Genomic DNA, 12,280 nt, shown 5'->3' on the forward strand with positions numbered 1-12,280 from the left:
GTGCCCGGCGCGACGAACGGTCGGCTTCCATGGTTACAACGATGCCTCGCGAAACAGTTCATGTCGTCGTACTTGAGCAGGCATTGAGTCCTACTGCCGATGGAGTAGAGCGGGGGCCCCGTCCTCCCCAGGGTGGGTGACACCGCACGCCGACCCGGGGGTGTCACCCCCTAAGGGGCTTGGTACTACTGCTCTTCGTGGACACCGACCGCGACCTCGCCGCACTCGACGCCCTCGGCGGCTTCTCCGTACTACGCGCCGGCGTAGCGCCGGGCCGGGCGCTGCCGACCCTCGCGCGCGCGTACGCGCAGCCGGCGCCGGCCGACGAGTCGGATGTTTACGGGGATCCGGTAATTTTCCGTGTCCGAAAAGTTGCGAAAAGTCTGGGGGCACCGGAGCCGCGGATCGCGGTGTCCGTGGCGCACCAGGCGCTCGCGGCCCGGCTCTGGTCCGTCGCCCTAGGCGCCGCCGCGCTGTACGGCCGCACACCCGACCTCGACGCACGGCTCCTGCACTGGGACCCGGACGGCAGCGCGCCCGAGGAGCTGTGGCTGTCCGAGGTGCGCTGGCTCCCCGCGAGGGAGGTCGGCCGGGTCGTCCACGACGGCCACCTGGGGCCGCTGGCGGCCGCGCTGCGGGCCCGGTACACGATCTCCGGCCGCCTGCTGTGGGGCAACGCGGGCGCCGCGCTGGCCGGTGCCGTGCGGCAGCTCGACCGGTGGGCCCGGGTGAACGGCCGCCCCGAGGTGGCGCGGCGCGCCCGCGCCCTCGCGGAGCCGCTCCTCGCCCACCCCGACCTGTCGTGGACGCTGGACCCGGCCACGCTCCGCCGCCGCACCTGCTGCCTCTACTACCGGCTGCCCGGCGGAGGCCTGTGCGGCGACTGCTGCCTCGACCGCCCGCCGGGGCCGGCGAGGGGCGGTTCTCGGACACCGCGCTCTTCCCCGGGGGCCGCATCTGGGTGACCATGAAGGAATCCGGCCGTTTCGACAGGGGGTTCTGTGTGCGTGTGGGACTGCTGACGCGGGAGTATCCGCCCGACGTGTACGGCGGCGCGGGGGTGCATGTCGAGTTCCTGGCCCGCGAGTTGAGGTCCCTCGTGGACCTGGACGTGCACTGCTGGGGCGAGGGCGCCGCGGGCGGAGTCGTACGCCACCGGCCCTGGTCCGCGCTGGACGGCGCCAACGACGCCCTGCGCACGTTCTCCGTGGACCTGGCCGTCGCCGCCGCGCTCGAAGGCCGCGACCTCGTCCACTCGCACACCTGGTACGCCAACCTCGCCGGTCACCTCGGCAAGCTGCTGTACGGCATCCCGCACGTGATGACCGCCCACTCCCTGGAACCGCTGCGCCCCTGGAAGGCCGAGCAACTGGGCGGCGGTTACACCCTGTCCAGCTGGGCGGAGCGCACCGCCGTCGAGTCGGCGGACGCCGTGATCGCCGTGTCCGGGGCCATGCGCGAGGACATCCTCGGCTGCTATCCCGCCCTGGACCCGGCCCGGGTCCGCGTCGTGCACAACGGCATCGACACCTCGCTCTACCGGCCCGACCACGGCACCGACGTCCTGGCCCGGGTCGGCCTCGACCCGGACCGCCCGTACGTCCTGTTCGTCGGCCGCATCACGCGCCAGAAGGGCGTGCCCCATCTCCTGCGTGCGGTACGGGACATCGACCCGGCCGTCCAGGTGGTGCTCTGCGCGGGCGCTCCCGACACCCCGGAGATCGACCGGGAGTTCCGCGCGCTCTTCCGGGACCTGAGCAGCGTCCGCGAGGGAGTGCACTGGATCCCGCAGATGCTGCCGCGCCCCGATGTCGTCCAACTCCTCACGCACGCGGCCGTGTTCGTGTGCCCATCGGTGTACGAGCCCCTCGGCATCGTCAACCTGGAGGCGATGGCCTGCGGCACGGCCGTGGTGGCCTCCCGGGTCGGCGGCATCCCCGAGGTCGTCGACGACGGCCGGACGGGCCTGCTCGTGCCGGTCGAGGGCGACTTCGAGGCGCAGCTCGCACGCGCCCTGGGCACGGTGCTCGCCGATCCGGAGACCGCCCGGCGGATGGGCGAGGCCGGACGGGAGCGTGCCGTAAGGGAGTTCGGCTGGGACGCGGTGGCCCGCCGAACCGTCCAGTTGTACGAGGAAGTCCGCAAACCGGGGTAGCCGTGAGACAGGCGTAGTCGAGAAACCGGAGCCGGCTCAGCGACAGGGGCGCGGCCCGACCGGGCGTAGAGGGGCGGCGGTATGCGGCGCGGTGGACCTTCGGTGCTGGGAATCGTTCTGGCGGGCGGCGAGGGCAAGAGACTCATGCCCCTCACCGCGGACCGGGCGAAACCCGCGGTGACCTTCGGCGGAACGTATCGCCTCGTCGACTTCGTGCTCTCCAACCTGGTCAACGCCGACATCCTGCGCATCTGCGTCCTGACGCAGTACAAGTCGCACTCGCTGGACCGGCACGTGACGACGACCTGGCGGATGTCGAGCCTCCTCGGCAACTACGTCACGCCCGTCCCGGCGCAGCAGCGGCTCGGCCCGCGCTGGTACCTCGGCAGCGCCGACGCGATCCTGCAGTCCCTCAACCTGGTCCACGACGAACAGCCGGACTACATAGCGGTGTTCGGCGCCGACCACGTGTACCGCATGGACCCGCGGCAGATGCTGGCGCAGCACATCGAGGGCGGCGCCGGAGTGACCGTGGCGGGCATCCGGGTGCCGCGCGCGGAGTCCTCGGCGTTCGGGATCATCAGCCCCGGCTCGGACGGGCAGACCGTCCAGGGCTTCCTGGAGAAGCCCGCCGACCCGCCCGGCCTCCCCGACGATCCCGAGTGCGTCTTCGCCTCCATGGGCAACTACATCTTCACCACCAAGGCCCTGATCGAGGCGCTCCACCGGGACGCCGAGGACGAGAACTCGGTGCACGACATGGGCGGTTCCATTCTCCCCATGCTCACCGAACGCGGCGAGGCGCAGCTCTACGACTTCAGCGAGAACCACGTCCCCGGCGAGACCACGCGGGACCAGGGGTACTGGCGTGACGTGGGAACCCTCGACGCCTACTACGACGCCCACATGGACCTCATCGCGGAGCGCCCCGCCTTCAACCTCTACAACCGCAGCTGGCCCATCTACACCCACTCCGGGCAGCTGTCCCCGGCGCGGTTCAACGCCGGCGGCATGGCCAGTGAGTCGATCATCAGCGCGGGCTGCCTCATCCGCGGCCAGGTCACCCGGTCCGTGCTCTCGCCGGGTGTGGTCGTCGACCCGGGCGCCGTCGTGCAGGGCTCGGTCCTGCACGACAACGTCCACATCGGGCGGGGCGCGGTGGTGCGCGGCGCGGTCCTCGACAAGAACGTCGAGGTGCCGCCCGGAGCGACGATAGGGGTCAACCCCGAGCGCGACGCGGCGCTCTACACGGTCTCCAAGGGCGGGGTGATCGGTCTGGGGAAGGGGCAGCGGGTGCCGTAGGGCTGCCGGAGCGGGCGGCGGGTGCGGCGGTCACAGCACCCGCCGCCGCCTGCCCAGCCAGGTCTGGGCGACGACCACCACCGCCAGGAACGCCCCGCTGACGACCTGCTGGTAGGCCGAGTCCAGCGAGCCGATCTGGTTGATGACGTTCTGGATGACCTTCAGGAGCAGCACGCCGACCAGCGAGCCACTGATGAAACCGAATCCGCCGGTGAGCAGCGTGCCGCCGATCACCACCGCCGAGATCGCCTCCAGCTCCATGCCGGACCCCAGGATCGTCACTCCCGACACCAGCCAGGCCGCGTTGAGGGCGCCCGCGAGACCCGCGCAGAGCCCGGACAGGGTGTACACGGAGATCTTCGTTCGGGCGACGGGGGCACCCATCAGCGCGGCCGCGTCCTCGTTGCCGCCGACCGCGTACACGTACTGGCCGAACCGGGTGCGCCGCAGGACCACCGCGCCGAGGACGAACAGCGCCACGGTGATCCACACGGGGACGCCGATTCCGAGGAGCGTGCCCTGGCCGAGCGTGGCGAAGAAGGAGTCCTTGTCCACCAGGTAGGTGCGGGAGCCCTCGTCGGTGACCGAGAGCAGGATGCCGCGGGCGCCGAGCATCGCGGCCAGCGTGACGATGAAGGGGGCCAGCCGCGAGCGGGCGATCAGCAGGCCGTTGACCAGGCCGATCAGTCCGCACACCGCCAGCGGCAGGAGCAGCGCGACCACCGTGCCGTACTGCGAGCCCCAGGCCGCCAGCACGCCGCCCAGCGCGAACAGCGACCCCACCGACAGGTCGATGCCGCCCGTGATGATCACGAAGGTCATGCCGAGGGCGACCACCGCGAGAAACGCCGAGGAGAGCGCCATGTTCTCCAGGTTGTCGCCGGTGAGGAACGTGTCGAAGCACAGCGACGCCGCGATCATGGCGACCACGAGGGTGACCAGGGCGCCGTGCTGCTGGGCGAGGGCGCTCAGCCGCTCGGAGCGTCCGGCGCCGGCCGGCTCCTCCTCGGGCGGGGTCGCCGTGCGCGGGGGAGTGTCCACTTCGGTCGTCATCGCTTTCCCCGTTCCCTGGCCGCGTAGACGGCGAGGACGATCACCACGGCCTGGGCGATCTGGGTCCACGACGGCGGCAGATCGTGCTTGATGAGCGTGGTGGTGAGCAGCTGGATCAGGACGGCGCCGGCGACGGTGCCGCCGATGCGGACCCGGCCGCCGCTCAGCGGGGTGCCGCCGACCACCACCGCGGTGATCGCGGAGAGCTCCATCAGGGTGCCCAGTGAGGTCGGGTCGCTCGCGGTCAGCCGCGCGGTCGCCAGCACTCCGGCGATCGCGGCGAGGACCCCCGAGGCCACGTACACCAGGATCAGCACCCGGCCCACCGGCAGACCCGCGAGGCGGGCCGCCGGACGGCTGTCGCCGATGGCGAGGAGCTGCCGTCCGAACGTCGTCCGGCGCACCACGAAGGCGACGATCAGGGCGAGTGCGGCGGCGATCAGCACCAGATACGGCACCCCCAGCACGGCGCCGGATCCCAGCTCCGCCATGCCCGGGTCGCGGACGTCCTTCAGCTGGGGGAGCAGGACCAGTGCGAGCCCTCGGCCGGCGACCATCAGGGCGAGGGTCGCGACGATCGGCTGGACGCCCACGAAGGCGATCAGCGAGCCGCTCGCCAGGCCGATCACGGCTCCGCCCAGCAGCGCGGTCAGCACGGCGATCCACGGCCCGTATCCCAGATAGAGGGAGAGGAGCGAGGTGGACAGGGCCATCACCGAGCCCACCGACAGGTCGACGCCCTCGCTGCCGATCGCCAGCGCCATGCCGAGGGCGACGATCAGGACGGGGGCCACCTGCACCGCCTGGGTGCGGAAGTTCTCGCCGGACAGGAAGTGCGGGGTGAAGACGGTGTTCACCAGGAAGAGGACCACGACGCCGAGGTAGACGCCGTAGTCCTGGAGCGTGCGCAGCAGCCGGTCGCGGTCCGCGGTCACCCGGCCCAGGCTCAGGTCAGTCATCGTGGTCTCCGGTACCGGGGGACTCGGGCAGGGTCGTGTCGGGGCCGGCCGCCGCCGGCGTGGGGCTGCCGGGCGCGACCACCGTGGCGGGCGCGGGTTCCGTGCGCTCGGTCGCGACGGGCGCGGACGCGATGGCCCGCATCAGCCGGTCCTCGGTGACGGCGTCGCCGGTGAGCTCCTCGATCACCGCGCCGTCCTTCAGGACGATCACCCGGTCGCTGCCCTCGACGAGCTCCTCCGTGTCCGAGGAGATCAGCAGCACTCCGAGGCCGTCGTCGGCCAGTTCGTCGATGAGCCGCTGCACCTCCGCCTTGGCGCCCACGTCGATGCCCCGGGTCGGTTCGTCCAGGAGCAGGACCTTGGGGTGCATGGCGAGCCAGCGGGCCAGCAGCACCTTCTGCTGGTTGCCGCCGGAGAGCTCGCCGACCTTCTGGTGCGGGCTCGCGGCCTTGATGCGCAGCCGCCGCATGAAGGTGTCGACGATCCGGTCGACGCGCGCCTCGTCCACCAGGCCGAACCGGGACAGTCCCGGAAGGGCGGCGAGCGCGATGTTCTCCCGGACCGACAGCCCCGGCACGACGCCCTCCGCCTTGCGGTCCTCCGGCAGCAGACTGATGCCCGCCCGGATCGCGGCGGGCGTCGAACCGGTGCGCACCGCGGTGCCCGCCACGACGACCCGGCCGGAATCGACGGGCAGCGCCCCCGCGATGGCCTTGGCGGTCTCGCTGCGCCCCGACCCGAGCAGGCCGCCCAGACCCACGACCTCCCCGGGCCGTACGCTCACGGACACCCCGTGCAACTGATGACGCACCGTCAGTCCCTCGGCACGCAGAACCGGTTCGGCCTGCGTGTCGTGGCTCCCGGCGAACCTGGTGAGGCCCTCGTCCCGTACGTCGCCGATCTCCCGGCCCAGCATCAGCGACACGAGCCGGAGCCGGTCGAGGTCGGCGATCCGGCCGGTGTGGACGACCCTGCCGTCCCGCAGCACGGTGACCGTGTCGCAGATCTCGTACAGCTCGTCGAGGCGGTGACTGACGTAGACCACTGCGATCCCGCGTTCCCGCAGCATCCGGATCACTCCGAACAGGGTGCGGACCTCACGGGGTTCGAGCGAGGAGGTCGGCTCGTCCATGACGACGACCCGGGCGTCGACCGACACCGCGCGGGCGAGGGCCACCATCTGCTGCGCGCCGACGCCCAGTTCACGCAGTGGCCGGCGGACGTCGACCCGGATGCCGAGCCCCCGCAACGCCTCGTCGGCCTCGCGGTGCATGCGCCGGAAGTCGATCAGGCCCAGCCGGCCGCGGGGTTCGCGGCCGAGGAACAGGTTGCGGGCCACGCTCATCAGCGGGACGAGGTTGACCTCCTGGTAGATGGTGGAGATGCCCGCGTGCTGCGCCTGGAGCGGGGTGGCGAAGCGGACCGGGGACCCGTTGTACGTCACCTCGCCCTCGTCGGGGCGGTGGACCCCGGTGAGGACCTTGATCAGCGTCGACTTGCCGGCGCCGTTCTCACCGATGAGCGCGTGCACCTCCCCGGCGCGGGCCGTGAAGTCCACCCGGGACAGGGCCTTCACGCCGGGGAAGGTCTTGGACAGGCCGGTCACCGACAGCATGTCAGTAGGCCTTGCCCAGGTCCGTCTTGGCGTTGTCGGTGGTGTAGGCGCTGTCCTCGATGACGATGTCCTGCGCGACCGCGTCCCCCTTCGTGAAGGTGTCGAGGGTCTGGAAGGCGAGCGGCCCGAAGCGCGGGTTGGACTCGACGACCCCGTCGATCCAGCCGTCGACGATGCCCTGGACGGCGTTGCGGGTGCCGTCGATCGTCACGATCTTGACGGCGCCGGGCTTCTTGCCCGCCCCCTTCAGGGCGTTGACGGCGCCCAGCCCCATCTCGTCGTTCTCGGCGTAGATCCCGGTGATGCCCGGCTTGGACTGGATGAGGTTCTCGGTGACCGACTGGCCCTTCTCGCGGGCGAACTCACCGGTCTGCTTGAAGACGATCTTGAGGCCGGGTGCCTTCTCCTTGATGCGGTCCTCGAACCCCTTGGTGCGCTCGGTCGTCACGTTGTTCCCGGCGGCGCCGAGGAGGATGGCGATGTCGCCCTTGCCGCCGGTGGCCTCGATCATCCGGTCCGCGGCCCGCTTGCCCTGCTCGACGAAGTCCGAGCCGATGAAGCTCACGTAGTCCTTGCACGCGGTGGCGTTGATCTTGCGGTCGATGGTGACGATCGGGATGTGCTTGGCGGACGCGGAGCGCAGCACCGGTTCCCAGCCGTCGGAGTTCAGCGGTGCGATCACGAGCAGGTCGGCGCCCTTGGCGATGAGGTCTTGGACGTCGCTGATCTGCTTGGAGAACTGCGACTGCGCGTTGGCGGTCAGCAGCTTCACGCCGCGCTTCTCGGCCTCGGCCTTGATGGAGGCGGTCTCCGCGATGCGGAAGGGGTTCGCCTCCTTCTCGGACTGGGAGAAGCCGACTGTGGCGCTCGCGAGGTCGATCTTCTTGCCGCCGTAGGCGTCGATGGCGCAGGTCGGTCCGGACCCGGATTCCGGCGACGCGACGACCTGTCCCGAGTCGCCCTGGCTGGTGGAGTCCTTGTCCTTCCCGTCGTCGTCCTCGGACTTGGCGCATCCGGAGACGAGCGCGAGGCTCGTGACGAGGCCGGTGGCGAGGAGGGTCCGGACGGAGGTGCGGCGGAGGAATGCGGTCGGCTTCATGGAGTCCCCAAACGGCGCGGCCCCGGCGCTGAGAGCGCTCCCGGGGATGTTCGGCTCTTGCGGTCAACTCGGCGTGCACGTCGTTCCGGGGAGGTTTTTACATCGTTGAAAGGAGGCTGTAAAGCCTTCTGTCCGAAATCCCGTCAGCGTCGGCCCAGCGTGCTCTCCCGCTCAACGAGGCTGAATTCCGCGGTGAGTTCACGTCCGCCGGGGTCCGTGCGGCCCGACAGGCTGCGGAGCAGCGAGGCCACCGCCATGCGTGCGATCGCCTGCTTGTCCGGCGAGATCGTGGTCAGCGTGACCGCGCCGAACCGCCCCTCCGCGATGTCGTCGAACCCGACCACCGCCACGTCCCACGGCACCCGCAGCCCGCGCTCGTGCAGCACCCGCATCGCGCCGATCGCCACCAGGTCGTTGTACGCGAAGACCGCGTCCGGGCGCACCCCAGAGTCCAGCACCTGCGCCATCGCCCGGGCCCCCTCGTCGCGGTCCCAGCCGCCGACGGGAACCACCAGCTCGTCGGGTGCGGGGACCCCTGAAGCGGCCAACTCCTCGCGCCAGCCCGCGAGACGCAGATGCGCCGGCCGGTTGGCCGAATCCGTACGGGCCCCCAGGTAGGCGATCCTCGTCCGGCCGCGGCTCAGCAGGTGACGTACCGCGGCCCGCGCCGCCGCCACGTTGTCGATCGCGATGTGGTCGTAGGGCAGGTCGTACTCCCGCTCACCGAGCAGCACCAGCGGCACGTCGTCCGTGCGGGCGCGCAGGTCCTCGGCCTCCAGTTCCAGCGGGCTGAGGATCAGGCCGTCGATCACGTTGGCCCGGAAGCCCTGGCTGACCAGCACCTCCTGCTCGCGGTCGCCGCGGGTGTGGTCGAGGAGCACCGTGAACTCGTGCTCGGCCGCCGCGTCGACGACGGCGCCGGCCAGCTCCGCGAAGTACGGGTTGCCCAGTTCGGGCACGGCGAGCGCGATGATGCCCGTGCGGCCCTTGCGCAGGTGGCGCGCCGTGAGGTTCGGCCGGTAGCCCAGCTCGTCGATGGCTTCCTGGACCTTGGCCCGCATGGCGGGCGTGACGTGCGGATAGTTGTTCACGACGTTCGAGACCGTCTTGATCGAGACGCCGGCGCGCTCCGCGACGTCCTTCAGGCTGACCCGCAAGGGATCTCCTCTGCATCGATGTGGGCCCCTCTCACCGGGGCGTTTGTCATGGCCCTGGACAGAGGCCGGGAGCCGTGCTCTCATGCCAACTGCCGTTCCTTCCAACGTTGTACAGACTGAAGCACCGAGCCGCCACCCTTCCTCAGCCAAGGAGGATCCGTGCGCATCAGCCGATTCAGAATCCGCATGGCGTTCCTGCTCGCAGCGGCCCTCGGGATGGCGGGACTCACCGCCGCCCCCGCCGCGAACGCGGCCGACGACCCCGTCGAGGTCCACGGCCTCAAGGGCGAGTACTACACCCAGTCCGCCCCCGGCGCCTTCGACTTCCACGAGCTCAAGGCCACCGGATTCGACACCAACCTCGACTTCGACAACCTGGAGCCGCGCCTGAACTTCGCCACCGGCCGGTCGGACGACGTCAACGTCCGCTGGACCGGAAGGATCGTGCCGGAGAAGACCGGCGCCCACACCTTCGCGATCACCGGCGACAACGGCTTCCGGCTGTGGATCGACGGGAAGCCGGTCATCGACCACTGGGTCGACGACTGGGACCGGGAGCAGACCTCCGCACCCGTCGACCTGACCGCCGGCCGCGCCTACGACATCAAGGTCGAGTACTTCGAGCACTTCGGCGGCTCCAACCTCCACCTGCGCTGGACCGAGCCCGGTGGCAGCAAGGAGGCCGTCCCCCAGTCCGTGCTGCGGCTGCCCGACGGATACGCGTACGACGGCGCCATCAGGACCACCGTGCTCAAGGACGGCCGCTCGCTGCGGCTCGACTTCGCGCAGCCGCTGAAGTCGCCACCGGCCGGTCTCACCGAGCACGTCGAAGCGGTCATCGGCGGCGCCAAGTGGCCGCTGGGCAAGGCCGAGTTGGACCGGTCCGACCCCAGAGCCCTGATCGTCGGGCTCAAGGAGCCCGTCGTCGGCAACCGGACCGGCACGGCCCGCGGGACCGCGGACCTCCGCTACGACGGCAAGGGTGACCTGCGCGGAGCCGACGGCAACGTTGTCAACGCCTTCTGGAGCAGCGGCCCCAACCACTCCACGTACGAGCTGCGCACCAAGTGGGCCGACGACGTCGGTCCGCGCAACGCACTGCCCGAGTACCCCAGGCCGCAGCTGACCCGCGACACCTGGCGCAACCTCAACGGGCAGTGGCAGTTCGCCTCCGCGCAGGCCGGCGAACAGCCGCCGGTGGGCAGGAACCTGCCCGAGAAGATCCTGGTTCCGTACCCGGTCGAGTCCCAGCTCTCCGGCATCGAACGGCACGAGGACCGGATGTGGTACCGCCGGACCTTCACCGTCCCCGCCGACTGGAAGGTCGGCTCGGCCAAGCGGCTGCGGCTCAACTTCGGTGCCGTCGACTGGCAGTCCGAGGTGTACGTCAACGGCACCGAGGTCGCCGAACACAAGGGCGGCTACGACAAGTTCAGCGCCGACGTCACGGACGCCCTGAAGCCCGGCCGCACCCAGGAGCTCATCGTCGGCGTCTACGACCCGACCGACGCGCAGGGCGGCGAGAACCCCCCGGTGGGCAAGCAGCGCCTGGACCCGAGCGGCATCTGGTACACCCCGTCCTCCGGCATCTGGCAGACCGTGTGGATGGAGCCGGTCGCCGCCGACCACGTCGACTCGCTCAAGCTCACGCCCGACGTCGCCAAGGGGCACGTGACCATCGAGCCCAAGGGCGTCCGGGACGGCCTGCCGGTCACGGCGACCGCGTACGCCGGGAAGCACAAAGTGGCCACCGTGCGCGGACGCAGCGGGCAGCCGCTGGTCCTGAAGATCGACGACCCGCGGCTGTGGTCGCCCGACGACCCGTTCCTGTACGACCTGAAGGTGAGTGTCGGAAGTGACCGCGTCGGCAGCTACTTCGGTATGCGTTCCATCGCCGTCGAGAAGGTGAACGGCACCCCGCGCACCGTCCTCAACGGCAAGCCCGTCTTCCTGATGGCCACGCTCGACCAGGGTTTCTGGCCGGACGGACTCCACACCGCCCCGACCGACGAGGCGCTCGCCCACGACCTGAAGATGCACAAGGAGATGGGCTTCAACTCGGTCCGCAAGCACATCAAGGTGGAGCCCGACCGCTGGTTCTACTGGGCCGACAAGCTGGGTCTGATGGTCTGGCAGGACATGCCCGCGATGACCGCGGGGGTCGACCCCGACGCCGCGTCCCGCGCCGAGTACGAGCGCGAGATGAAGCAGATGATCGACGAGCACATCAGCAGCCCGTCGGTCGTCATGTGGGTGACCTTCAACGAGGGCTGGGGACAGTACGACGAGGCGCGCATCGCCGACCAGGCCAAGGCGTGGGACCCGACCCGGCTGGTGAACAGCATGTCGGGCATCAATCTCGGCGTGGACGGCGGCACCGGCGACATCATCGACGAGCACGGCTATCCGAGCCCGGCGCTGCCGCCCCACCCCGACGGTGAACGGGCCCTGGTCAGCGGTGAGTACGGCGGTCTCGGTCTCGCGGTGCCGGGCCACGCCTGGTCGGTGCAGCAGTCGTACGTGGACGTGGACCCGTCGACGTACACGGACGACTACCTGGCTCGCCTCGCCGAGGTGCAGAAGCTGACCTGCAAGGGAGGCAACGGCGCCGTCTACACCCAGATCTCGGACGTGGAGGGCGAGTTGAACGGGCTCGTGACGTACGACCGCAAGGTCGTCAAGCCCGATGTCGAGCGGCTCAAGGCGGCCCACGACGCGCTGATAGACGGCGCGTCGCAGGCGGTGCCCGCAGGCTGCTCCTGACGGGTGGGGCGCTCCCGGCCGGCACCTCCCCGCCGCTCGGCGAGCGCCTGGCCCCGACCCGGCCCCGGGTCGCAGGGGGGGGGGGGGGGGGGCGGGGGGGGGGGGGGGGGGGGGGGGGAGGGGGGGGGGGGGGGGTGTGGGGGGGGGGGGGGGAGGGGTGGGGGGGGGGGGGTGGGG

The 12,280-nt window shown here is 70.9% G+C and carries 9 protein-coding genes; 4 read left to right on the forward strand and 5 right to left on the reverse strand.

Annotation, left to right across the window (positions count from 1 at the left end; translation table 11 throughout):
• Positions 1 to 197: 197 nt before the first annotated feature.
• The 3 genes from ACZ4NT_RS22945 (at position 198) to glgC (ending at position 3,457) form a co-directional block, all read left to right on the forward strand.
• Positions 198 to 965 carry a (2Fe-2S)-binding protein gene (locus tag ACZ4NT_RS22945; protein WP_467727258.1) on the forward strand — a complete coding sequence of 256 codons (768 nt, stop codon included), beginning with the start codon at positions 198 to 200 and terminating at the stop codon, positions 963 to 965.
• Positions 966 to 1,003: 38 nt separating this feature from the next.
• Positions 1,004 to 2,155, forward strand: a complete 1,152-nt coding sequence (glgA, locus tag ACZ4NT_RS22950; RefSeq protein WP_467727260.1) for a glycogen synthase — start codon at positions 1,004 to 1,006, stop codon at positions 2,153 to 2,155.
• An 81-nt stretch (positions 2,156 to 2,236) separates the two neighbouring features.
• Positions 2,237 to 3,457 (forward strand): glucose-1-phosphate adenylyltransferase, encoded by a 1,221-nt coding sequence (glgC, locus tag ACZ4NT_RS22955; RefSeq protein WP_121407336.1) that lies wholly within the window; start codon positions 2,237 to 2,239, stop codon positions 3,455 to 3,457.
• A gap of 30 nt (positions 3,458 to 3,487) precedes the next feature.
• On the opposite strand, the gene ACZ4NT_RS22960 is transcribed toward glgC, so the two are convergent.
• The 5 genes from ACZ4NT_RS22960 to ACZ4NT_RS22980 all read right to left on the reverse strand — a co-directional run bounded on the left by ACZ4NT_RS22960 (position 3,488) and on the right by ACZ4NT_RS22980 (position 9,340).
• Positions 3,488 to 4,510 (reverse strand): ABC transporter permease, encoded by a 1,023-nt coding sequence (locus ACZ4NT_RS22960; protein WP_467727263.1) that lies wholly within the window; start codon positions 4,508 to 4,510, stop codon positions 3,488 to 3,490.
• Positions 4,507 to 5,469, reverse strand: coding sequence for an ABC transporter permease (locus ACZ4NT_RS22965; RefSeq protein ID WP_467727265.1), 963 nt, complete (start codon positions 5,467 to 5,469; stop codon positions 4,507 to 4,509). Before ACZ4NT_RS22965 ends, ACZ4NT_RS22960 begins: the two co-directional genes overlap by 4 nt.
• Positions 5,462 to 7,084 carry a sugar ABC transporter ATP-binding protein gene (locus ACZ4NT_RS22970; RefSeq protein WP_467727267.1) on the reverse strand — a complete coding sequence of 541 codons (1,623 nt, stop codon included), beginning with the start codon at positions 7,082 to 7,084 and terminating at the stop codon, positions 5,462 to 5,464. The genes ACZ4NT_RS22965 and ACZ4NT_RS22970 overlap by 8 nt, the downstream gene beginning before the upstream one ends.
• A gap of 1 nt (position 7,085) precedes the next feature.
• On the reverse strand, positions 7,086 to 8,183 hold the full coding sequence (locus ACZ4NT_RS22975; protein WP_121407340.1) for an ABC transporter substrate-binding protein: 1,098 nt from the start codon (positions 8,181 to 8,183) through the stop codon (positions 7,086 to 7,088).
• Between the two features lie 143 nt (positions 8,184 to 8,326).
• Complete coding sequence (locus tag ACZ4NT_RS22980; protein ID WP_121407341.1) at positions 8,327 to 9,340, reverse strand: LacI family DNA-binding transcriptional regulator; 1,014 nt, start codon at positions 9,338 to 9,340, stop codon at positions 8,327 to 8,329.
• Between the two features lie 159 nt (positions 9,341 to 9,499).
• On the opposite strand from ACZ4NT_RS22980, the gene ACZ4NT_RS22985 reads away from it, so the two are divergent.
• Complete coding sequence (locus ACZ4NT_RS22985) at positions 9,500 to 12,103, forward strand: PA14 domain-containing protein (protein WP_467727270.1); 2,604 nt, start codon at positions 9,500 to 9,502, stop codon at positions 12,101 to 12,103.
• Positions 12,104 to 12,280 lie beyond the last annotated feature (177 nt).

The organism is Streptomyces sp. NPDC026417, from assembly GCF_055567695.1.